Origin of the sequence: Solimonas terrae (assembly GCF_011067135.1) — a bacterium.
Lineage (GTDB): Bacteria > Pseudomonadota > Gammaproteobacteria > Nevskiales > Nevskiaceae > Solimonas > Solimonas terrae.
The window spans coordinates 160,199-182,236 of sequence record NZ_JAAMOW010000005.1 but is presented as its reverse complement, the minus strand read 5'-3'; the positions used below and the strand labels follow the sequence as shown (position 1 = coordinate 182,236).

Below are 22,038 nucleotides of genomic sequence, written 5' to 3'. Positions count from 1 at the left end.
AGACTTCCGTCATGATCAAGAAAACGCTGTCCGTGCTGCTCGGCGCCCTCGCCCTGCCGCTCGCCGCCCACGCGGCGTCCTACCAGCTGCTCAACGTCTCCTACGACCCGACGCGCGAGCTGTATCGCGCGATCAACGAGAAATTCGCCGCCGAGTACAAGGCCAGGACCGGCGACAGCGTGACGATCCAGCAGTCGCACGGCGGCTCCGGCAAGCAGGCACGCGCGGTCTTCGACGGCCTCGACGCCGACGTCGTGACGCTGGCGCTGGGTGGCGACATCCTGCCGCTGGTCGATCCCGGCCACCTGATCAGGAAGGACTGGGAGACGCGGCTGCCGGACCACGCGTCCCCGTACCTGTCGACGATCGTGTTTCTCGTCCGCAAGGGCAATCCCAGGCACATCAGGGACTGGAACGATCTGGTCAAACCGGGCGTCGGCGTCATCACGCCGAACCCGAAGACCTCGGGTGGCGCACGCTGGAATTTCCTTGCCGCCTACGCGTATGCGTTGAAGGCCAACAATAACGACAAGGACAAAGCACTGGCCTTCATGAGCACGCTGTTCAGGAACGTGCCGGTGCTCGACACCGGCGCGCGCGGCTCGACGACGACGTTCGTGCAGCGCGGTCTCGGCGATGTGCTGCTGGCCTGGGAAAACGAGGCCTTCCTCGCCCGCGAGGAGTTCGGCAACGACCAGTTCGAGATCGTCGTGCCGTCGATCTCGATCCTTGCCGAACCGCAGGTCGCCGTGGTCGACAAGGTGGTCGACCGCAAGGGCACGCGCAAGGTGGCGGAAGCCTATCTGAACTACCTGTACACCGACGAGGCGCAGAACATCATTGCGCAGAACCACTACCGCCCTTCGAACCCACAGATCGCGGCGAAGTACGCCGATCAGTTCCCGAAGCTCGATCTCGTCACGATCCGCGACTTCGGCGGCTGGGCCAAGGCACAGCCGGAGTACTTCGGCGACGGCGGCGTGTTCGATCAGATCTACCGAAAGTAAACGCCCCCCCGTGAATGGCGGGCGTCGGCATCCACTGTCGTTGCCGCCCCTCTTTCATCAACGCAAGCCCGTCCCGCTTCCCCATGCCGTCGAGAATCTCATGAGCATCGCAGCCATCAATTCGCGCAACCAGTTCAAGGGCAGCATCGTCGCGATCCATCGCGCACCGGTGGTATCCGAGATCGAAGTCGAGACACCAGCCGGCATCGTCAGTGCGGTCGTCACCACCAGCTCGGTCGAACGACTGCCGCTGCGTCTCGGCGACGAGGTGCTGGCGGTGTTCAAGGCGACCGAAGTGCTGGTCGCCAAGCTCGGTTGAGACCGGCGCCATGTGCCTGATCATCCACAAGCCGGCCGGCGTCGAGATCGCCGAGGAAATGCTGGCGGCCGCAGCGGCGCACAACCCGGACGGCTGGGGCCTGATGGGTTTCGACCCGGACGGCCGGCTGCTGATCCAGCGCCGTGCGACCGTCGACGTGGCCGAGCTGATCGATGTCGAACATGCCCTGCGCGACAGCGAGTACGTCCTGCACCTGCGCCGCCAGACCAGGGGCGGCAGCGGGCTCGACAACGTGCACCCGTTCAAGGTCATCGACGGCATCTGGCTGATGCACAACGGCACCCTGAAGCTCAAGCTGCGTGTTCCGGGAAAATCGGACACTTGGCACTTCGTCACCGATGTGCTGCGTCCGCTTGCGCAACGGCACCGCGGCCTGCTCAGCGACCGTGCCTTCGTGCAGATCGTCGAATTCGGACTGCGCGCCGACAACAAACTCGCACTCGTCGATCAGCGCCTGGGGCGCATCGTCATCGTCAATCGCGCCTGCGGTGCCGAAGTCGACGGTCTATGGCTCAGCAACACGCGCTGGCTCGATCGCGAGCTGTATCCGCTCGCCCACACCCTGCAGCCGCAGGAACGCCGCGTCGGCGTTCGCGAGCTGCGCTTCGTCTGAGCTGACGCTCGGACATCGCTTCACGGAACGCTCCATGGCCCGCTCCATCAAACGCCGATCGCCCCACTCGGTCATTCCCGGCTTTGGCCTGTCGCTCGGCTTCAGCATCCTGTACCTCAGTCTGATCGTCCTGATCCCGCTGTCCGGCGTGTTCTTCAAGTCCGCGCAACTCGGCTGGCATGGACTGCTCGATGTGATCTTCGCGCCGCGTGTACTGGCCGCACTGCGGCTGAGCTTCGGCGCGGCGCTGGTCGGCGCGCTGATCAATGCCGTGTTCGGCACGCTGGTGGCGTGGGTGTTCGTGCGCTATCGCTTTCCCGGCAAGCGCCTGTTTGATGCCCTGATCGATCTGCCGTTCGCGCTGCCGACCGCCGTCGCCGGCATCGCGCTGACCGCGCTGTATTCGACCAATGGCTGGATCGGCCAATACCTCGATGCGCTCGGCGTCAAGGTCGCGTATACGCCGCTGGGCGTGATCGTCGCATGCACCTTCATCGGCCTGCCGTTCGTGGTGCGCACGGTACAACCGGTGCTCGAAGACGCCGAGAAAGAACTCGAAGAAGCGGCCGCCTCGCTGGGCGCCAGCCGCCTGCAGACGGTCACGCGCGTGATCCTGCCCGCGGTACTGCCGGCAGTCCTCACCGGCTTTGCCCTCGCATTCGCACGTGCTGCCGGCGAATACGGTTCGATCATCTTCATCGCCGGCAACATGCCGATGGTGAGCGAGATCGCGCCGCTGCTGATCATCATCAAGCTCGAGGAATTCGATTACGCGGGGGCCAGCGCCGTGGCGATGGCCATGCTGAGCCTGTCGCTGGCGCTGCTGCTGCTCATCAACGGCCTGCAGGTCTGGGCCCGGCGGAGGACTGCGAATGTCCGCTGAAAATCCGGGGCACCGCGCATCGGCATCGCAAGGCACCCGTTCGCCGGGCGGCATCGGGCCACGGCCCGCGCGCCGGACGTCGCGGCCGGCCTCGTCACGCGGCCAAACCCTTCACGCGCAGGGAGCGCTGACATGAGCACGCTGTCCACCGTACCGTTACAGGACCCGCCGTCGCTGCCGCCGGAATTCCGCCCGCAAGGGCCGCTGATCCGCCGCAACAGCGCCGTCACGGAATCGGCCTGGGTGCAGTGGCTGCTGGTCGCCACGGCGCTGCTGTTCCTGCTCGGCTTTCTCCTGCTGCCGCTGGTGTCCGTGTTCACCGAAGCGCTGCGCCACGGCTGGAAAGTCTATCTCGACGCCATCAGCGAACCGGATGCGCGCTCGGCGATCGGCATGACCTTGCTGACCGCGGCGATCGCGGTACCGTTCAACGTGGCTTTCGGGCTTGCGGCAGCGTGGGCGATCACCAAGTTCGAATTCCGCGGCAAGACCCTGCTGGTGTCGCTGATCGATCTGCCGTTCTCGGTGTCGCCGGTCGTCGCGGGCCTGATCTATATCCTGGTCTTCGGACGCAACGGCTGGTTCGGCCCGTGGCTGTTCGATCACGACATCCGGATCGTGTTCGCAATCCCCGGCATCGTCATCGCGACGATGTTCGTGACCTTCCCGTTCATCGCGCGCGAGCTGATTCCGTTGATGCAGGAACAGGGCACCGATCACGAACAGGCGGCGCTGTCGCTGGGGGCGTCGGGCTGGCAGACCTTCAGGCGGGTCACGCTGCCGAACATCAAATGGGCGCTGCTGTACGGCGTGCTGCTGTGCACTGCGCGGGCGATGGGCGAGTTCGGCGCGGTCAGCGTGGTGTCCGGACACATCCGCGGCCAGACCGACACCATGCCGCTGCACGTCGAGATTCTCTACAACGAATACCAGTTCGCCGGCGCGTTCGCGGTCGCCTCGCTGCTGGCGATCTTCGCGCTCGTGACCCTGGCGCTGAAGAGCTATCTCGAATGGCGACACGGCGACGAACTCGCGGCGACACGCCGACATTGACGAACCCGGCAGGCATCGCACCGCTCCCGGTGCGGTCAACGAATACCAACAGGCGTTTCACATGGACATCAGGATTCGCGGCATCCACAAGTCGTTCGGCAGTTTCGCTGCACTCGCCGGCGTCGATCTCGACATCCACTCGGGGGAACTGATTGCCTTGCTCGGACCTTCGGGTTCCGGAAAGACCACCTTGCTGCGCAGCATCGCCGGCCTCGAATTTCCGGACGCCGGCGCGATCTTCTTCGGAGAGGAAAACATCGCCGGCCGGCCGATCCGCGAACGGCGTGTCGGCTTCGTGTTCCAGCATTACGCCCTGTTCAAGCACATGAACGTGCTCGACAACGTCGCTTTCGGCCTGCGGGTGCGGGAACGCGGCGAGCGCCCGCCGGAGCCGCTGATTCGCGAACGCGCACGCGAGCTGATCGATCTGGTGCAGCTCGGCGGCCTCGAAACACGCTATCCCTCGCAATTGTCCGGCGGCCAGCGCCAGCGTGTCGCACTGGCTCGCGCCCTGGCGATCGAGCCGCGCGTGCTGTTGCTCGACGAGCCGTTCGGCGCACTCGACGCCAAGGTTCGCAAGGACCTGCGCCGCTGGCTGCGACAGCTGCACGACAAGACTGGTTACACGACGATCTTCGTCACGCACGATCAGGAAGAGGCGCTGGAGCTGGCCGATCGGGTGGTCGTCATGAACCGCGGGCGCATCGAACAGTTCGGCACCACCGACGAAGTCTACGAGCAGCCGGCGACGCCATTCGTCTTCGACTTTCTCGGCAACACCAATGTCCTGTCCGGTGAAGTTCGCGGTCGCGAGCTGTTCGTCGATGGTCAGACGGTGCCGATCGTGACCGACACGATTCACGCTGCCGGTCCGGTCGACGTCTATGTCCGTCCCGGTGATCTGCGCATCGCCGACGCCGCGACGCCGGGCTTCGACGCGACCATTCATGGCACGCAGCGGACCGGACCGATCCTGCGCTGCACGGCAGTCACGGCCGGCACCGGTCGGGCAATCGAAATCGAGGTTCCGCATCTGCACTACGACACGCAGGCACTGCGCGCCGGCCAGTCCGTGCGCCTGCGGCTCGGCCAGTTCAGCGTGTTTGCGCGCAGCGACGCGGTGGCCGGCGCCACACCTCGCGACGCGCCGCTGCTGATCGGCAGCGAGCGACAGCGCAGCCGGCTCGGGTGAAGCGGCGACGCGTTCGCCGGACCGTGTCACGGCTGCCGAACCGGGGGTCGGCCGCGTACACTGCCGCGCATGAAAACTCTCACGGTTACCCAGCTGCGCGATCTGCTGGCCGATGGCGCCATCACGCTGATCGACGTTCGTGGCGACGACGAACTCGCGCTGGCCAGCATCGACGGTGCCCTGCATCTGCCGATGCATGAATTGCCGAATCGGCTGGCGGAGCTGGACCGCGCGGGGGCAATCGCCGTCCTCTGTCATCACGGTGTCCGCTCGGAAATGGCCGCGCGCTTTCTCGAGAAGCACGGCTTTGGTGATGTCGCCAGTGTCGCCGGCGGCATCGAGGCCTGGTCGTCCGAGATCGACGCCGGCGTACCGCGTTACTGAAATCCGCCGCGGGTCGCGCGAACGTTCATCGCCTGACCGCAAGCAGCGGAAGCCGTGGTTTGCGAGGACAGAAGGGCTCGTCCAAACTTGCCGTCTTCCCGGCGCCAGGCGCGACCATTTCCAGCTTGCAGGGGCCCGGGTCCAGTCGAGGGTATTCGTCCATTGATCGTGCGTCTGCTTTTCGCGCTCGGCCGGCATCTGCCGCTGCGCGTGCTCCACTTCCTCGGTGATCTGATTGGCGGCCTGGCCTGGTGCTTCGATGCACGACGGCGCCGGCTCGCGCTGCGCAACATCGAACTGTGCTTCCCCGAACGGACGCCGAGGGAGCAGCGGCGGATGGCGTATCGCGCCTCGCAGCACTACTACAAATCGCTGCTCGAATATCCGCTGATCTGGACCGGCGACGCCGGGCGCGTGCACGCTCTGGCAGTCGAAACCCATGGCCGCGAACTGATCGATCATGCACTCGCGCAAGGCAAGGGCCTGATCATCGCGGCGCTGCATCTGGGCTCGTTCGAGGCGGCCATCATTCCGCTGTCGGCACACTATCCGATCACCGGCATGTACAAGCCGGTCACCAATCCGGAACTCGACCGCCTGTCGCGCGAAGGCCGGATGCGCTTCGGCGCCAAGCTGGTGGCGATCGTCAAGCGTCACGGCAAACGCGCCGTCGGCAGCGAACTGCTGCGCGCGCTCAAGCGCGGCGAAATCGTCTACGCCCTTCCGGACCGCGACCCGCCACGTGGCCAGGGCGTGTTCGCACCGTACTTCGGGATCAACGCCCACTCGCCGATCCTGAGCGCGCGCCTGATCCAGGCGACCGGTGCCCGCATGCTGATCTGTACCGGCGAGCGACTGCCCAAGGGCCGCGGCTTCATCATCCGCCTGTCCGAACCGCCGGCCGGTTACGACAGCGATGATCTGGGCATTGCCGCCGAAGCGCTCAATCGCGGTATCGAAGCCTGCGTGCGTGCCTGTCCGGAACAGAACTGGTGGGCCTACGAGCGCTTCAAGCGCCGCCCCTTCGGCGAGTATTGCTTTTACAAGGGTACGCAGCAGTTGCCCAAACCGGACCCGCGGCCCGACACCAGCGTCCCGTCGGCGAGCTGATTCGCTGCGCGCCGCGGGATCGCGAGTCGCCTCGTCCGCGTCCGGCACCCGTGCTGCCGCACGCATCGGCCGCCCGGGCTTCGGGACGCATCTGCGGAAGCGAGTCCGGGCTTTCAGATCGTGCCGGGTGGCAAGTCCTGCGGGACGAACCGGCGGGGCTGGGGCCCTGCCGACATTTTCCGCTGCCGAGAATCGAGGCTCCAGGATTCAGGCCGCATCTGCGGAAGTGAGACCGGGCTTTCAGGCCTTGCCGGCGGCAAGGCTTGCCGGACGAACCGGCGGGGCTGGGGCCCCGCCGACTTTTTCCGCCGTCGATTCGATACTTTAGGCTTCGGGGCGCATCTGCGGAAAAAGCAGCACGTCGCGAATGCTGGGCGAGTCGGTCAGGAACATCACCAGCCGGTCGATGCCGATGCCGACACCGGCGGTCGGTGGCAGTCCGTACTCGAGTGCGCGAATGTAGTCGGCGTCGTAGACCATCGCTTCGTCGTCGCCGGCATCCTTGGCGGCAACCTGCGCCTTGAAACGGCTGGCCTGATCGTCGGCGTCGTTGAGCTCCGAGAAGCCGTTGGCGACTTCGCGACCGCCGATGAAGAACTCGAAACGGTCGGTGACCTCGGGATTGGCGTCGCTGCGACGTGCAAGCGGCGACACCTCGGTCGGATATTCGGTGATGAAGGTCGGATCGAGCAGATTGGCCTCGACCGTCTTCTCGAAGATTTCGGTCAGCAGTTTGCCGGCGCCGTAACCGGCCTTCGCCTCCGCACCCACCTTGTTCGCGAACGCGGCGAGATACTCGCGATCGGCGGTCTTGCCGGTATCGAAGTCCGGATTGAAACGCGCGACGGCGTCGCGCATCGACCAGCGATGGAACGGCTGCTCCAGATCGTATTCACGCTCCTGATAGACGAGTTTGCCGCCGCCGTTGACGCTCAGCGCCAGATCGCGAATCAGGGTTTCGACCAGATTCATCGCGTCCTGATAGTCCGCGTAGGCCTGATAGAACTCGAGCATCGTGAACTCGGGATTGTGGCGCGTGCTCAGCCCTTCGTTGCGGAAGTTGCGATTGATCTCGTAGACCTTCTCGAAGCCACCGACCACGAGGCGCTTTAGAAACAGCTCCGGCGCGATGCGCAGGTACAGGTCGCGATCGAGCGCATTGTGGTGCGTGACGAACGGCCGCGCCGTCGCGCCGCCGGCGATCGGCTGCAGCATCGGCGTCTCGACTTCGATGAAGCCGAGCGCATCGAGGAAGTTGCGAATGAAGCGCACGCTCTGGCCGCGCTTCTCGAACGCCAGCTTGACCTCGGGATTGACGATCAGATCGACATAGCGCTGGCGATAGCGGATTTCGGTATCGGTCAGGCCGGCCCACTTCTCCGGCAACGGTCGGATGCCCTTGACGAGCAGTTCCAGCGTCTGCGCCTTGACCGACAGTTCGCCGGTTCGCGTCTTGAACACCGTACCGCGCACGCCAACGATGTCGCCGACATCCCAGGTCTTGAAGGCGTCGTAGACCTCCGCGCCGAGCGTGTTCTGCTGGACGAAGACCTGGATACGGCCCGACATGTCCTGGATCTGCGCGAAGCTGGCCTTGCCCATCACGCGCTTGGCCATCATGCGCCCGGCCAGCGCGAACACCTGGGTCTCGCCTTCCAGCGCCGCCGCCTCGTGCGCGCCGTACATGCCATGCAGGAAGTCGGCGAGCGTGTCGCGTCTGAAGCTGTTCGGATAGGCGTTGCCGGCCGCGCGCAGCTTGTCGAGCTTTTCGCGCCGCGTCGCGATCACGTGGTTCTCGTCGACGCGCTCGTCGCTGCCGGGTGCGTTGGCTTCTTCGGTCATTCCTTACAGTCCCTGCTTGAGGCTGGCTTCGATGAACGGATCGAGATGACCGTCCAGCACCTTTTGCGTGTCGGCGATCTCGACGCCCGTGCGCAGATCCTTGATCCGCGACTGGTCGAGCACGTAGGAGCGGATCTGGTTGCCCCACTCGATGTCGCTCTTGGAATCCTCGATCGCCTGCTTGGCACTGTTGCGACGTTTCATTTCGGCCTCGTACAAACGGGCCTTCAGCATCTTCATCGCACGGTCGCGGTTGGCATGCTGCGAGCGCTCGGTCTGGCAGGCGACGACGATGCCGCTCGGCACATGCTTGATGCGGATTGCCGACTCGGTCTTGTTGACGTGCTGGCCGCCGGCACCGGACGAGCGATAGGTCGCCACTTCCAGGTCGGCCGGATTGATCTCGATCTCGACGTTGTCGTCGACTTCCGGCGCCGCGAATACGCCGGCGAACGAGGTATGCCGGCGGTTGCCGGAATCGAACGGCGACTTGCGCACCAGGCGATGCACACCCGTTTCGGTGCGCAGCCAGCCGTAGGCGTAAGGTCCCTGCACGTAGATCGTCGCCGATTTGATGCCGGCGACTTCGCCGTCCGAGGCTTCCATCAGTTCGACCTTGAAGCCGCGGCCTTCCGCCCAGCGCAGATACATGCGCAGCAGCATCTCGGTCCAGTCCTGGGCTTCGGTGCCGCCGGAGCCGGCCTGCAGATCGACGTAGGCGTTGTTCTCGTCGAGCTCGCCGCTGAACATGCGGCGGAACTCCATGTCCGAGGCCATCTTCTCGAAACGCGCGACATCGCGCTCGACTTCGTCAACGGTCGCCTGATCGTTCTCGGATTCCGCCAGCTCGAGCAGATCGAGCGCATCCTTGAGCCCGGTCGTAGCCTGGTCGATCGGCTGGATCACGTCCTCGAGCTTGGCGCGCTCGCGGCCGAGATTCTGCGCCAGCTCCGGGTTGTTCCAGATTTCGCCGCGTTCCAGCTCGGCGTTGACCTCGACCAGACGATCCCACTTGGTTTCGTAGTCAAAGATAGCCCCGCAGCGCGTCGAAACGCGCCTGCAGGGCTGTCACCTCATTGCGTAACTGATGCGCTTCCATTGCGAAAGGCGGCTTGTCCTGAAAAAGGTCGGCGATTATACGTTGCCGCCGGGACAATGGCGTGATCCGCTCGGGCCGCACCATGCGCGCAATCGCACTGCTATATTCGTCCGCGGCCAGCCAGAGAGGCGACACCATGAACTTGAACGGAGCGCGGCGCGTTCCGACATGGGCGCCCGCTGCCAGGTACGGGAACGCCACCGGAAGCACCACAGAACACGGGTTTTGCGACGAATGCAATCGCCCGGCCGTGGTCGACATGGCGTTCAAGGTCATGATGGCCGGATCGACGACAACGGACACAGGGGAGACGCAATGAAGCACGGGCTCAAGGTTGTGGGATTGCTGTGTGCGATGTTTGCCACCGGCGCGGTGTGGGCGCAGGACGACGGCGACGAGGCCGGGGCTGCCGACGTCACGCACGCGCTCAGCGGCCGGCCGTGGTACGTGTCGGGCATGTTTTCGTATGTCGATTCCGACAGCGATCGCGGCACCAAGGGTGGCCTGGGCGGCATCGTCTCGGTCGGCAAGAAAGTCACCTGGGGGCTGACCCTGGAATTGACCGGCTACTATTCGGTCGCCGACGCCAAGCACGACGGCGGCAGTGCCGACCTGTACGCATATGGCGCGAGCGCGCTGTTCTTCCCGTCGAAGACCATTCCGAACGCCTACGGCGTCGTCTCGCTGATGAAGGGCCATACCAGCAACCTGCCCGGACCGCGCGACAGCTTCGCCTCGACGGTGTTCGACGTCGGCGTCGGCTATCTGCAGCCGATCACCACGCACATGCTCCTGCGCGCCGAAGCGCGTTATCGCACCGACGACAAGGGCGCCACGCCGACCGGCGCAAAGAGCACCACCAGCAACTTTGCCGAAGGTGTTTACAGCGTCGGCCTGCTGTTTCCGTTCGGCGGCGGCGCCACGCAGGCGGGATCAGCCGACGAAGCCGCGACCGCGGTTGTCGACACCGAATCGGCTGACGACGACAACGACGGCGTGAGCAACGACAAGGACCAGTGCCCGGGTTCGCCGGCAGGTGCCGTTGACGAAAACGGCTGCCCGACCGGCGACAGCAGCGCGGCCACCGATGGTGATTCAGCAGCACCGGCGGCCGACGACGGCGCCGCGCCGACCGACAGCAGCGGCGACAGCGGCAGCGCGACCCCTTGCCGTACGCCGGACGCGGGCGAACAGGTCGACGAGAACGGTTGCGCCGTCGATGGCGCGGCGCCGCCCCAGTAATTCGAACCAGGCTGACAAAAAACCCGCCGCGACAACGCGGCGGGTTTTTTGTGGTCCGTCGTTCAGCCCGGCAGGCGGTGCTGGCGAAACTGTTCGCGCAGTTGCAGCTTGGAGATCTTGCCGGTTGCGGTAAGCGGCAGCTGCTCGACGAACACCACGTCGTCCGGCGTCCACCACTTTGCGATCTTGCCTTCATACCAGGCCAGCAGATCTTCGCGACCCGCCTGCGTGCCGGGCTTTCGCACGACGATCAGCAGGGGCCGCTCATCCCACTTCGGATGCGCGATCCCGATCACCGCCGCCTGCGCCACGTCCGGATGCGCGCAGGCGAGATTCTCCAGTTCGATGGAACCGATCCATTCGCCGCCGGACTTGATGACGTCCTTTGCGCGATCGGTGATCAGCAGATAGCCGTCGGCGTCGATGCTGCCGACGTCGCCGGTCGGAAACCAGCCATCACGCAGGGTCGGCTTGTCGACATGAAAATACTGGCTGACGACCCAGGGGCCACGGACCAGCAACTCACCGACCGCGAGACCATCGTGCGGCAGGGCGCGACCGTCGGCGTCGACAATCTTCATCTCGACCCCGAAAGGCGGTCGCCCCTGCTTCATCGCCACCGCGCGCCGGCCCTCGACCGACCAGCTCAGATGCTTGCCCTTCGGCCGGTTGTAGGTGCCGAGCGGCGAGATCTCGGTCATGCCCCAGGCGTGATCGATCATCACGCCGTAGTCGTTGGCGAACGCCTCGATCAAGGCCATCGGCGCGGCCGAGCCGCCCATCACGCCGCGCTTGAGCGTCGTCAGTTTCAGCTTGCCGGCCCGCAGATGCTGCAGCAGTGCCTGCCAGACGGTCGGCACACCGCCCGAGAACGTCACACCTTCGCGTTCGAACAGCTCGTAGAGGCTGGCGCCATCCAGCGCAGAGCCCGGCAGCACCAGCTTGGCGCCGACCATCGGCGCCGAATACGGAATCGTCCACGCGTTGACGTGAAACATCGGCACCACCGGCAGGATGCAGTCGCGCGCCGAGAAGTTGAACACGTCGGGCAGACAGCTCGCGTAGCAGTGCAGCATCATCGATCGGTGTGAGTACAGCACGCCCTTGGGATTGCCGGTCGTGCCGGAGGTGTAGCAGAGGGCGCAGGCCGCGCGCTCATCGAACACCGGCCATGCAAAGTCGTCGCGCTCGGCTTCCAGCAGCGTCTCGTAACACAGCAGGTTCCCGACCTTGATGTCGGGCATGTGCGCCGGGTCGGTCATCGCCACCCAATGCCTGACCGTCGGACATTGCGCGGCGAGTTTCTCGACCAGCGGCGCGAACGTCAGATCGAAGAACATCAGCTGATCTTCGGCATCGTTGATGATCCACGCGATCTGTTCGGCGAACAGACGCGGATTGACCGTGTGCAGGACCGCGCCGCTGCCGGAGATCGCGTAGTACAACTCGAAATGGCGATAACCGTTCCAGGCCAGCGTTGCCACCCGCTCACCCGGCTGGACACCGAGCCGCGACAAGGCGTTTGCCGCCTGCCGCGAACGGCGCGCAGCGTCGGCGTAGCCATAGCGATGAAAGCCGCCTTCGATCGTCCGCGAGACGATTTCCGTGTCGCCGTGATAACGCTCGGCGTGCTGCAGCAGCGATGACAACAACAGCGGCTGCTCCATCATCTGGCCCTTCAGCATAGGTGCGCTCTCCTGCGTGCGGCCGGCGGCCCGCTTGTCGTTGTGGATGGCGATTCTTGACCATTTGCCCGAATCTGGGAACCGTGCGCGCGGATGAAATCGTAAACTCGGCAATCCGGCACCGCGTCTTCAGGAGCAGCACGTGAACAGCAGCGCCCCGGCCGCCAGCGGCCGTGAACACTATCCGCACTTCGCGCGCATCAGCACGCGCTGGAAAGATAACGACGTCTATGGTCACGTCAATAACGTCGAGTACTACAGCTACTTCGACACCGTCATCAACAGTTATCTGATTCGCAGCGGCGGACTCGATATTCATGGCGGCGAGCAGATCGGCCTGTGCGCCGAATCGCATTGCCGCTTCGCCGATTCGCTGGCATTTCCGGACGCGGTCGATGCGGGGCTGCGCGTCGCGCATCTGGGGCGCTCGAGCGTGCGCTACGAAATCGCGCTGTTTCGCGAGAACTGCGCGACACCTGCCGCCGAGGGCTGGTTCGTGCATGTGTTCGTTGATCGTGCGTCGCGCCGTCCGTCGGCACTGCGCGGCAGCTTGCGCGATGCGCTTGAAGCGCTGGTCGTCAGCGAGCGGACGCCGTCATGAAAGTCCGCGCCGCCGTGCTGCGCGAAATGGGCCGCAGCGCACCGTTCGCGCAATCCAGACCGCTCGTGATCGAGACCGTGCAGCTTGATCCACCCGGACCCGACGAACTGCTGGTCAAGCTGCGCGCCGCCGGTCTCTGCCATTCCGACCTGTCGGTAATCGATGGTTCGCGGCCGCGCGTGATGCCGATGGTGCTGGGCCACGAAGCAGCCGGCGAAGTACTGGCGATCGGCCGCGACGTGCACGACTTCGCGGTCGGCGATCAGGTGGTGTTCGCCTTTGTGCCGGCCTGCGGTCACTGCGCATACTGCGCGGAAGGGCGCGCGGCGCTGTGCGAACCCGGCGCGCGCGCCAATACCGCCGGCACCCTGCTGTCCGGCGCCAGGCGCTGGCGGGGCGATGCCCCGGAATTGCACCATCATCTCGGAGTTTCCGCCTTCGCCGAAGCCACCGTCGTGTCGGCGCGCTCGGCCGTACGCATCGCGCCGTCGGACGACGGTCGCCCGCTGGACTGGACGATCGCCGCCCTGTTCGGCTGTGCGGTACTGACCGGCGTCGGCGCGGTCGTCAACACCGCCCGCGTCGCGCCCGGCGACAGCGTCGCCATTTTCGGTCTTGGCGGCGTCGGTCTGGCAGCGCTGCTCGGCGCACTGGCCTCGGGCGCCGATCCGGTCGTCGCAGTCGATGTGCTGCCGGCCAAGCTCGAGCTCGCCCGCCAACTCGGCGCCACCCATACCGTCCTGGCGACCGAAGCCGATGCGGTCGCCCGGATTCGCGACGCGACCGGCGGCGGTGCGCAGCACAGCATCGAGACCGCCGGCTCCGAGCTGGCGCTGGCCGCGGCCTATGCGGCAACCCGTCGTGGCGGCACGACGATCACCGCCGGCCTGCCGCACCCGGACAGGCGTTTCAGCGTGCCGGCCGTGAGCCTCGTCGCCGAAGAACGGACGGTCAAGGGTTCATACATGGGTTCCGCGGTTCCGGCGCGCGACCTGCCGCGCTTCGTCGCCCTTTATCGTGCCGGCAAGCTGCCGGTCGACAGGCTGCTGACCCATCGGTTGAAACTGGACGAGATCAATCTCGGCTTCGATCGGCTGGCACGCGGCGAAGCGGTTCGCCAGGTGATCGTGTTCGAGTGAGGGAACGGCGCCGAACATGGCCCGGCGACCGCAGGACAAAAAAAAGGCTACCGGTGAGGGTAGCCTTAAGAGATCCCATGTGGGGATCTGGAGGAGATCGTTTGCAACGCTGGCCGGACAGACCGTTGGCGTTGCGACAGGTGTATTAAAGCCGATCTTGTTGCGCCGCAGCAATTGATCTTTTCTCGGGCTTTTGCTTAGAAAAACTAATTTATGAAGCTTGCTCAGCTTTCATCCGTTCGGACTTGGCCGCCGAGCACCCGGGTCATTAAGGTCAATGGCAAATCCACCCCGGGGAGAATCTGCTCATGAGCGATACCAACGCCGATCTGCTGCGCCGCGTCGCGCGACTTGAAGCGATCAACGCGATCGAACAACTCAAGTACCGCTACTGGCGTGCCTGTGACCGCAAGGATCCGGAGACGTTCCGCGACTGCTTCGTCAAACAGGGCGCCGATATCGACTACGGCGTCGTCGGCAAGTTCGACGATCGCGAACCGCTGGTCCAGGTCTTCATGCAGATCGCGCTCGCCAAGGAGGGGGGCAATTGGCTCGTGCACGACGTCCACCACGGCAAGCATCCTTCGATCACGTTTGTCGACGACCGCACCGCCACCGGCGAGTGGACGCTGTGGTTCATGCAGGTCAACAACAAGGACAAGACCGTGACGCAGGTGTCGATGGAATACCGCGATACCTATGTCATCGAGGACGGTGTCTGGAAGATCGCCAAGTCCCACGTCACGCCGATGACGGCGCTCGGCTTTCCCATGCCGCACGGCGCTTTCACGAGCTCGCTGCCGGTCGCCTGACAGCGTCGCCGAGCGATATCGGCGCGGCTTTATACTGCGGGCTCATCCCCGTTCCTGCCGCTCGTGACGACCAGCCGCTCCGAATTCATCCGCGTTCGCGGCCTGCGTTATCACGTCCGCCGCTGGGGACGTCCGGACCAGCCGCTGCTGGTGCTCGGCCACGGCTTCCTCGACGCCTCCGCGACCTTCGAGGACATCGCACAGGAGCTGCTGACAAGTTGCCAGATCGTGGCGCCGGACTGGCGCGGGCTCGGTTATACGGAGTGGCCGGCCGACGGCTACTGGTTTGCCGATTACGTCGCCGATCTCGACGCACTGGTACGCCACTACGCCGGCGACACGTCGCCGATCTGGCTCGCCGGCCACAGCATGGGCGCCCAGGTCGCCAGTCTCTACGCCGGTCTGTGCCCGAGCCGCGTTTCCAGGCTGATCCTGCTGGACGGGCTGTTCACGCCCGATACGCGCCCGGACCAGGCGGTAAGCCGCTATCGTCGCTGGCTGGCACAGCTGCGCATGCCGATGCGCGCCAAGACCTACGCGTCGTTTTCCGCGCTTGCCGAACGCATACGCGTCCAGCATCCGCAGCTCGGCGAGCAACGCGCGATGTTCGTCGCGCGCGGCTGGGGCGCCGAAGACGGCAAAGGCCGCGTGCGCCTGCTCGCCGATCCCCGCCACCGCCTCAACATGCCGGGCCTGTATCGCGTCGAGGAATCGATGGCGATCTGGCGCGAAGTCAGCGCCGCGACACTGTTTGTCGATGCCGAGCGCTCGTTCGGCGCCAGCGCGGTCGGCGCACACGAAATGCCGGCGAGGCGCGCCTGCTTCCGCGATCATCGACACGTCGTGATCGCCGGCGCCGGTCACATGCTGCATTTCGATGCGCCGCAGGCCACCGCTGCGGCGATCAGGGCGTTTCTGCGCGACTGACGGCCGCGTCGACGGGCGTCAGGTGCAGCCCGCACTCCTGGTTCGCGACCGGCTTGCTCGGATCGACGTACTCCCAGTTGTTCGGCAAGTCGTAGCGCTGCAGATACTGATGCAGATCGCGCGAAGTCCAGGCCAGCAGCGGCGCGATCTTCAGTACCCCGCGCGCGTCCTGCGAGATCGCGCTCATCTGCGCGCGCTCGGCACTGTCCTGCGCGCGCACCCCGGTGAACCAGCGTTTCGGCCTGAGCGCCGCCAGCGCGCGATCGAACGGCTCCAGCTTGATCTCGCGCACGAAGTCTTCGAAGCGTGGGCTGTCGCGGCCCGGCGGCGGCCCGTCCAGCGCTTCGCGCTGCGCCCGCGTGCGCCGCGGCGTGTAGACCTGCAGATTGAGCGACAGACGCTGGCGCAACTGCTCGGCGTAACGATAGGTTTCGGCCGTGTTGTAGCCGCTGTCCATCCACACCACCGGGATGTCGGCCTGTTCGCGCGTCATCAGATGCAGCATCACCGCTGCGAACGGCCGGAAGTTGCTGGTCACGATCGACGTCCCAGTCGAAGCAAGCTCTTGCCGGATGAAGGCGCGGGCCTGTTGCTCCAGTAACGGGACTTCAGACATCATTTCCATTCTCCGATTGCCGGACCGCCATCGATATGGGGACGACGCCGGCTTTTCCCATGATGGCGCGTCCCATGATGGCGTGCAGATCGTGAACAGCAGCCGGTGATGACGCCGGCACGGCGGCCGGCGGCACGTTTGCCCCGATCCGTCGCTCGGGCGGCGCGAGACGGGTACGGCCGCTGGAATCTGGTCGCGACGCTGGGCTAGGCTTCCTTCCTTTTTGCCGGCAACGCCCATGCTCTCGACCGCCTCCGCCTATCGCGATCTGACCTCGCCGTGGACCTCATCCGCCGGCGCCGGCCCGACCCTGCGCGGCCGGCGTCACGACGGCCACGCGACCTGCCTGCATTTCGTGCACGGCAACGGTTTCTGCGGAGGCGTCTACTGGCCGCTGCTGCAGCAGCTCATGCCCTGCTACGGGCTGTTCTGCCATGACATCGAGGGGCACGGCGACAGTGATCGCCCGGACCACTTCGCCGGCTCCGTCGCCATTGCCCGTCGCATTGCGCCGGTAATCGCCGAGCAGAAACCGGGCGGACAGACGCTGGTCGGCATGGGGCACAGCTACGGCGCGGCGCTGACCGTGCGCGCCGCGGCAGAAAATCCGCAGTTGTTCGGCGCGCTCGTGCTGCTCGACCCGATCCTGATGCCGACACCGGTATTCCTGGCGACGCGCCTGCTCGCCGCGGTCGGCCGCAATCCGATCGCGCGCGGCGCACTGCGGCGGCGCGATCGCTGGCCGACGCGCGCACAGGCCTGGGCTCGCCTTCATGATCGCGGCATCTACCGCGGCTGGCGCGACGAGGCATTCAACTGCTTCATCGAACATGCTACCCGTGACGACGATGGCGAACGCACCTTGGCCTGTCCGACCTGGCTGGAAGCGGCGATCTTCGATCATCCCTTGTATCCGTGGCAGGCCTTGCGACAACTGCGGTGTCCGGTGCTGTTCGTCTACGGCACGCAGACCTATCCGTTCATCGCGCCGGCCGCACGCAAGGCCGGCAGGCTGGTGGCGGGCATCGACGTCCGCACACAGCCGGGAGGTCACTGTTTCATGCAGGAAGACCCGCAACGGACGGCGGCAACGATCCGCGAGTTCCTGACGACGCATGGGCTTTGAGCGCGACTTCGCGGCAGGTGCCGGCAACACGATCGGTACAGCCATTTTTTTTGCGTCGCGTCCGTGATAGGTTTCCGCGCATCAATCGTGGTGCAGTCCCGCTACGCCACGGTGCACGCAGAATCTGGGACATCGGGGAGACACAAGATGAAGGTATGGAAAGCGGCGGTCGGTGCATCCGGCGTGTTGCTCGCTTGCGCGAGCACGTCGGCGTTCGCGCTCGGCTTCGATCTGTTCGACGGTGACGTCACCGGCAATCTGAACACCACCGCCAGCTTCGGTGCGGCGATGCGCATGGAGTCGCAGTCGAAGAACCTGATCGGCAAGGCGGACCTGTCGCCGACCGGTTGCAGCGGCGCCTACCAGACCTGCCAGGGCCTGTTTCGCGATCAGGTCTACCCGTCCCAGCGGCTCGCCAGCCTGCCCGGCGCCTATGCGATGCGTGGCGACGACGGCGATCTCAACTACAACAAGAACGATCTGACGCAGGCCGTCGCCAAGGTCACGCAGGATCTGACCGTGAACTGGGGCGATTACGGCCTCTACGCGAAGTGGCTGTACTTCTACGATTTCGTCAACAACGATTTCAACGAAACCCATCCCAACATCATCACGCCGCAGAACGTCGACCAGGTCGGCATCACCAACGACCCGATCTCGAACCGCTACTTCACGCACGTCTACGGTCCGGGCGCGCGCGAAAGGATCAAGCGCAACGACGGCTCGTCATTGCGCTCGATCGGCACGGCGTTCCAGATGCTCGACGCCAACATCTTCGGCCACGTCGCGCTGCCGTTCTGGGACGGTCATGACCTGACCTTCAAGCTCGGCCGCCAGACCGTGAACTGGGGCGAATCCACGCTGCTGGCGATCAACAGCATCAACCAGGCGAACCCGGTCAACGCCAACAATCTGTACCGTGTCGGCACCCAGGTGGAGGAAGTGTTCACGCCGGTCGGCATGGCCTTCGCCAGCGTCGAACCGTTCGACAATGCCACCGTTGAAGCTTTCTACCAGTTCGAGTGGCAGCCGCTGGATGCGCCGCCGCCGGGCAGCTATTTCGCCACCAACGATCTGGGCACCAACAACGCCGGCAAGAGCGTCAATTTCAGCTTCGGCTCGGCAGCCGACGATCCTGAACGCGCCTTCGACGGCGACACTGCCAATACCCGCAAGGGCTATCTCGACAATCCGCTGACGCTGATCACGCCGACGACCGGCACGATCCTGCGCGAAAAGGACTGGGATGCCAGCAATCAGGGGCAATACGGCATCGCCATGAAGTACTACGCCGAAGACCTCGGCGCCGGCACCGAGTTCGGCGCCTACTTCATGAACTATCACTCGAAGCTGCCGTACATCAGCTTCTTCTCTGCCCCGACCTCGTGCAGCCACAATCCGAAGGTCAAGGACACGGTCACCTTCTTCCAGGCTTGCGGCAACATTCCCGCAGTCGCCGACCCGAACGCGCGCGCCGCGTTGCAGAAGGACTCGACGGCGCTGATCGCCCGCGAGTTGCTGACCAACCCGCTGGCGCTGGCCAACGACACCGGCGCGCTGAACCTCGCCGAGCTGCCGGCAACGCTGGCGACCCTGAACGGCCTGCTGATTTCCGGTGGCGATCCGAACGCGCCGCTCAACGATTCGGCGGAACTCGACAACCCGCGCATCGTCTTCGAATACCCCGAAAACATCCACATGTTCGGGCTCAGCTTCAACACCACCATTGGCGACTATTCGTTCCAGGGCGAAGTTGCATACCGTCCGAACCTGCCTCTGCAGATTTCGATCGCCGATCTCGGCTTCGCGGCTCTCGGCCCGACGCTGCAGAGCTGCGGCAATTCGCCGAACGGCGGTTGCGCGGGCACGCACTTCGGCGCCGGTTATGTCGATGGCGACGGAACCCGCGGCACCTACGGCAGCAGCGACTTCCAGGACATCAACGGCAACAACCCTTATCCGGACACCGTCAACCTGCTGGTCGGCCATCTGCCCGGCTCGGCCCGCGCCTACCCGAGCTTCGTGATTCCGTATCGCGGCGGTGTCGTCGGCGAGAATCCGGGGACCGACTACAGCATGCCGCTGGACAAGCACAATCCGGGCTACATCCGCGGCTACGAGCGCTTCGACGTCTACCAGTTCAATCTGGGCTTCACGCGCGTGCTCGGCGCGACCGACAACTTCATCGGCGCGGACCAGATCCAGCTGGTCGGCGAGTTCGGAGCGACCTGGATTCCGGGCCTGCCGCCGCTCGATCAGCTGCAGATCGACGCCCCCGGCGTCTACCTGCATGCCTCTGCCGGCGCTGATGGCAGCGGTGCGGACGGCTCGAAGCAGGCCTGCTCCACCAACCCGGCGTGCAATGTCGGCGCTGACGGTCTGCGCTTCAATCCGCATCAGGCCAATCTCAGCGAGTTCGTCGACAAATTCTCGTGGGGCTATCGCCTGATCAGCATCATCAAGTACGAAAGCGTGCTGCCGGCCATCAGCATCGAGCCATTCCTGGTCTGGTCGCAGGATGTGGCAGGCACCTCACCCGGCCCGGCCGAGAACTTCGTCGCCGGCCGCAAGTCGGTCGTCGCGAATTTCGAAACGCGCTACAAGAGCTTCCTGTCGCTGACGCTGGGTTATACCTGGTACTTCGGCGGCGGCGAAAACAACCTGCTGCGCGATCGCGATTTCGCACAGGCCTTCGTCCGCGTTCAGTTCTAGCCGAAACGGCTGATCGAACAGACGCGCCACCCGTTCGGGTGGCGCGTTTTTTTTGGGGCACAGCCGAACTGATTCAGTCGCTTGAAACAGCCGCAACGCTGTCAGCATTTACCTACTTTCTTTTTCCGGGCTTTTAATTAGATTCATCGTACGGGCAACGAGTCATCGTAAACCGCTGGCATTGTGTGGCACTCCCATGGAATAACAGCGGGCTGTTCTGTACCCGGCGAACGTGCAAGAAATCGCCGGACAAGGCCCTGTGGTCGCGGCAATGGACGTGATGCGCCGGTGCGAAACGCCCTGATAAAAACGTCGAACCGGCACCCCTAGGAACATTGGAGTTCTCATGAAAACTGCATTTGGCATCTTCGGCGCAGCAATGATGCTCGCCGCCGCCACCAGCTACGCACAGGACGCGACCACGGATCAATCGGCGGCACCGGCTGATGCGAGCACCGCACCGGCCGACGACACCGCAGCGGCGCCCGCTGGCGACAGTGCGGCCCCCACGGACGACAACGCCGCAGCCGCACCGACCGACGACAGCGCTGCGGCGCCCGCCGACTCGAGCGCCGCTGCCTCGGACTCGTCTTCCAGCGAAAGCGCCAGCGATACCGCGACCGACACTTCCGGCAGTGAGTCGACGACGACCGAAAGCACGACGCTCGCCGCGCCGAGTTACATCGGCATCCAGGGCTTCTACCTGCGGCCCGACAAGGACCGCGGCTTCGGTCTGGCCGACACCAAGAACGGCGGCGGCTTCGATGTGCTGTTCGGCCATCAGGGTGAGAACCGTTTCGGCTACGAACTGCATGGCTCCGTCGAAACCATCGAGACCGGCAAGCAGCTGCGTACCGACTTCTACAACTACGCACTGGGCGGCGACCTGTTCTACGCCTTCGGCGACCGTACGCATCTGACGCCGTACGTGCTCGTCGGCGGCGGCGGCGACTACAACGACATCTACCCGAATGGCGCCCAGGACGACGGCTTCAGCGGCTTCGTCAATGGCGGCGTCGGCATCGTCACCGGTCCGATTACCAAGGTCGGTCAGATCCGCCTGCGTGCCGACGTACGCTACGTGTACGACTTCTTCGGCGACAAGTACGGCGACATTCGCGCCGCACTCGGCATCGAAATTCCGCTGTTCGAGGAAAAGAAAGTCGAGGTGGCAGCGGCGGCCGACAACACCAAGATCGTCGAAGTGCCGACCGGCCTGACCGACAGCGACGGTGACGGTGTCGTCGACAGCGCCGACAAGTGCCCGGATACGCCGGCCGGTTCGCGCGTCGATGGCGACGGCTGCCCGTTCGACAAGGTCATCAATCTCAAGGGCGTGACCTTCGAGTTCAACAAGACGCGCCTGCGTCCGGACGCACAGACCATCCTGGATTGGGCGGTCGGCGTGCTGAAGAAGTATCCGGACATGAAGGTCGAGATCGCCGGCCACACCGACAGCATCGGTTCGGATGCCTACAACCAGAAGCTGTCTGAAGGCCGTGCCCAGGCGGTGATGCAGTACTTCGTCGATCACGGTGTTCCGGCCGATCAGCTGACCGCCAAGGGCTATGGCGAAACCCAGCCGATTGCCGACAACAAGACCGCCGACGGCCGCGAGCTCAACCGCCGCGTCGAGCTGCGCATCCTGAACTAAG

The 22,038-nt window shown here is 65.0% G+C and carries 21 protein-coding genes; 16 read left to right on the top strand and 5 right to left on the bottom strand.

Annotated elements, in window-relative coordinates:
• Window positions 1-11 precede the first annotated feature (11 nt).
• The 8 genes from G7Y85_RS11130 (at window position 12) to G7Y85_RS11095 (ending at window position 6,582) form a co-directional block, all read left to right on the top strand.
• Complete coding sequence (locus G7Y85_RS11130; RefSeq protein ID WP_166256544.1) at window positions 12-1,007, top strand: sulfate ABC transporter substrate-binding protein; 996 nt, start codon at window positions 12-14, stop codon at window positions 1,005-1,007.
• A 100-nt stretch (window positions 1,008-1,107) separates the two neighbouring features.
• Entirely contained in the window at window positions 1,108-1,326 is a 219-nt protein-coding gene (locus G7Y85_RS11125) for a TOBE domain-containing protein (RefSeq protein WP_166256541.1), read from the top strand.
• Between the two features lie 10 nt (window positions 1,327-1,336).
• Window positions 1,337-1,960 (top strand): class II glutamine amidotransferase, encoded by a 624-nt coding sequence (locus tag G7Y85_RS11120; protein WP_166256538.1) that lies wholly within the window; start codon window positions 1,337-1,339, stop codon window positions 1,958-1,960.
• A 34-nt stretch (window positions 1,961-1,994) separates the two neighbouring features.
• Window positions 1,995-2,843, top strand: a complete 849-nt coding sequence (gene cysT, locus G7Y85_RS11115) for a sulfate ABC transporter permease subunit CysT (RefSeq protein WP_166256535.1) — start codon at window positions 1,995-1,997, stop codon at window positions 2,841-2,843.
• Window positions 2,844-2,975: 132 nt separating this feature from the next.
• Window positions 2,976-3,896 carry a sulfate ABC transporter permease subunit CysW gene (gene cysW, locus G7Y85_RS11110; protein ID WP_166256532.1) on the top strand — a complete coding sequence of 307 codons (921 nt, stop codon included), beginning with the start codon at window positions 2,976-2,978 and terminating at the stop codon, window positions 3,894-3,896.
• A 61-nt stretch (window positions 3,897-3,957) separates the two neighbouring features.
• On the top strand, window positions 3,958-5,088 hold the full coding sequence (locus tag G7Y85_RS11105; protein ID WP_166256529.1) for a sulfate/molybdate ABC transporter ATP-binding protein: 1,131 nt from the start codon (window positions 3,958-3,960) through the stop codon (window positions 5,086-5,088).
• Window positions 5,089-5,157: 69 nt separating this feature from the next.
• On the top strand, window positions 5,158-5,472 hold the full coding sequence (locus tag G7Y85_RS11100; protein ID WP_166256526.1) for a rhodanese-like domain-containing protein: 315 nt from the start codon (window positions 5,158-5,160) through the stop codon (window positions 5,470-5,472).
• Window positions 5,473-5,640: 168 nt separating this feature from the next.
• On the top strand, window positions 5,641-6,582 hold the full coding sequence (locus G7Y85_RS11095) for a lysophospholipid acyltransferase family protein (protein WP_166256523.1): 942 nt from the start codon (window positions 5,641-5,643) through the stop codon (window positions 6,580-6,582).
• 324 nt (window positions 6,583-6,906) lie between these two features.
• On the opposite strand, the gene lysS is transcribed toward G7Y85_RS11095, so the two are convergent.
• The 3 genes from lysS to G7Y85_RS20065 all read right to left on the bottom strand — a co-directional run bounded on the left by lysS (window position 6,907) and on the right by G7Y85_RS20065 (window position 9,799).
• Window positions 6,907-8,424, bottom strand: coding sequence for a lysine--tRNA ligase (lysS, locus tag G7Y85_RS11090; protein ID WP_166256520.1), 1,518 nt, complete (start codon window positions 8,422-8,424; stop codon window positions 6,907-6,909).
• Window positions 8,425-8,427: 3 nt separating this feature from the next.
• Window positions 8,428-9,523 (bottom strand): peptide chain release factor 2 gene (prfB, locus tag G7Y85_RS11085; protein ID WP_166256517.1). Its coding sequence is split into 2 segments (ribosomal slippage): window positions 8,428-9,450 and window positions 9,452-9,523, totalling 1,095 coding nucleotides; the frame shifts between segments, so codons are not numbered across the junction.
• Window positions 9,449-9,799 carry a hypothetical protein gene (locus G7Y85_RS20065; RefSeq protein ID WP_174839761.1) on the bottom strand — a complete coding sequence of 117 codons (351 nt, stop codon included), beginning with the start codon at window positions 9,797-9,799 and terminating at the stop codon, window positions 9,449-9,451. The genes prfB and G7Y85_RS20065 overlap by 75 nt, the downstream gene beginning before the upstream one ends.
• Before the next feature lie 39 nt (window positions 9,800-9,838).
• On the opposite strand from G7Y85_RS20065, the gene G7Y85_RS11080 reads away from it, so the two are divergent.
• On the top strand, window positions 9,839-10,765 hold the full coding sequence (locus G7Y85_RS11080) for a hypothetical protein (protein WP_166256032.1): 927 nt from the start codon (window positions 9,839-9,841) through the stop codon (window positions 10,763-10,765).
• 62 nt (window positions 10,766-10,827) lie between these two features.
• Here G7Y85_RS11080 and G7Y85_RS11075 read toward each other — a convergent pair whose 3' ends face one another.
• A complete protein-coding gene (locus tag G7Y85_RS11075; RefSeq protein ID WP_166256514.1) occupies window positions 10,828-12,450 on the bottom strand; it encodes a 3-(methylthio)propionyl-CoA ligase in 1,623 nt (540 codons plus the stop codon).
• 142 nt (window positions 12,451-12,592) lie between these two features.
• Here G7Y85_RS11075 and G7Y85_RS11070 point away from each other — a divergent pair, with 142 nt between their 5' ends.
• The 4 genes from G7Y85_RS11070 to G7Y85_RS11055 all read left to right on the top strand — a co-directional run bounded on the left by G7Y85_RS11070 (window position 12,593) and on the right by G7Y85_RS11055 (window position 15,929).
• Complete coding sequence (locus G7Y85_RS11070; RefSeq protein ID WP_166256511.1) at window positions 12,593-13,051, top strand: acyl-CoA thioesterase; 459 nt, start codon at window positions 12,593-12,595, stop codon at window positions 13,049-13,051.
• Window positions 13,048-14,190: a zinc-dependent alcohol dehydrogenase family protein gene (locus G7Y85_RS11065; protein ID WP_166256508.1), complete on the top strand. Its 1,143-nt coding sequence runs from the start codon at window positions 13,048-13,050 to the stop codon at window positions 14,188-14,190. Before G7Y85_RS11070 ends, G7Y85_RS11065 begins: the two co-directional genes overlap by 4 nt.
• A 308-nt stretch (window positions 14,191-14,498) precedes the next feature.
• Entirely contained in the window at window positions 14,499-15,002 is a 504-nt protein-coding gene (locus G7Y85_RS11060; RefSeq protein ID WP_241696124.1) for a nuclear transport factor 2 family protein, read from the top strand.
• A gap of 63 nt (window positions 15,003-15,065) precedes the next feature.
• Window positions 15,066-15,929, top strand: a complete 864-nt coding sequence (locus G7Y85_RS11055) for an alpha/beta fold hydrolase (RefSeq protein ID WP_366514949.1) — start codon at window positions 15,066-15,068, stop codon at window positions 15,927-15,929.
• On the opposite strand, the gene G7Y85_RS11050 is transcribed toward G7Y85_RS11055, so the two are convergent.
• On the bottom strand, window positions 15,907-16,467 hold the full coding sequence (locus G7Y85_RS11050) for a phosphoadenosine phosphosulfate reductase domain-containing protein (RefSeq protein WP_366514948.1): 561 nt from the start codon (window positions 16,465-16,467) through the stop codon (window positions 15,907-15,909). The two genes, G7Y85_RS11055 and G7Y85_RS11050, sit on opposite strands and share 23 nt — an antisense overlap.
• 316 nt (window positions 16,468-16,783) lie before the next feature.
• Here G7Y85_RS11050 and G7Y85_RS11045 point away from each other — a divergent pair, with 316 nt between their 5' ends.
• The 3 genes from G7Y85_RS11045 to G7Y85_RS11035 all read left to right on the top strand — a co-directional run bounded on the left by G7Y85_RS11045 (window position 16,784) and on the right by G7Y85_RS11035 (window position 22,037).
• A complete protein-coding gene (locus tag G7Y85_RS11045) occupies window positions 16,784-17,671 on the top strand; it encodes an alpha/beta fold hydrolase (RefSeq protein WP_166256505.1) in 888 nt (295 codons plus the stop codon).
• A 147-nt stretch (window positions 17,672-17,818) separates the two neighbouring features.
• A complete protein-coding gene (locus G7Y85_RS11040) occupies window positions 17,819-20,383 on the top strand; it encodes a DUF1302 domain-containing protein (RefSeq protein ID WP_166256501.1) in 2,565 nt (854 codons plus the stop codon).
• 346 nt (window positions 20,384-20,729) lie between these two features.
• On the top strand, window positions 20,730-22,037 hold the full coding sequence (locus G7Y85_RS11035) for an OmpA family protein (RefSeq protein WP_166256498.1): 1,308 nt from the start codon (window positions 20,730-20,732) through the stop codon (window positions 22,035-22,037).
• Window position 22,038 lies beyond the last annotated feature (1 nt).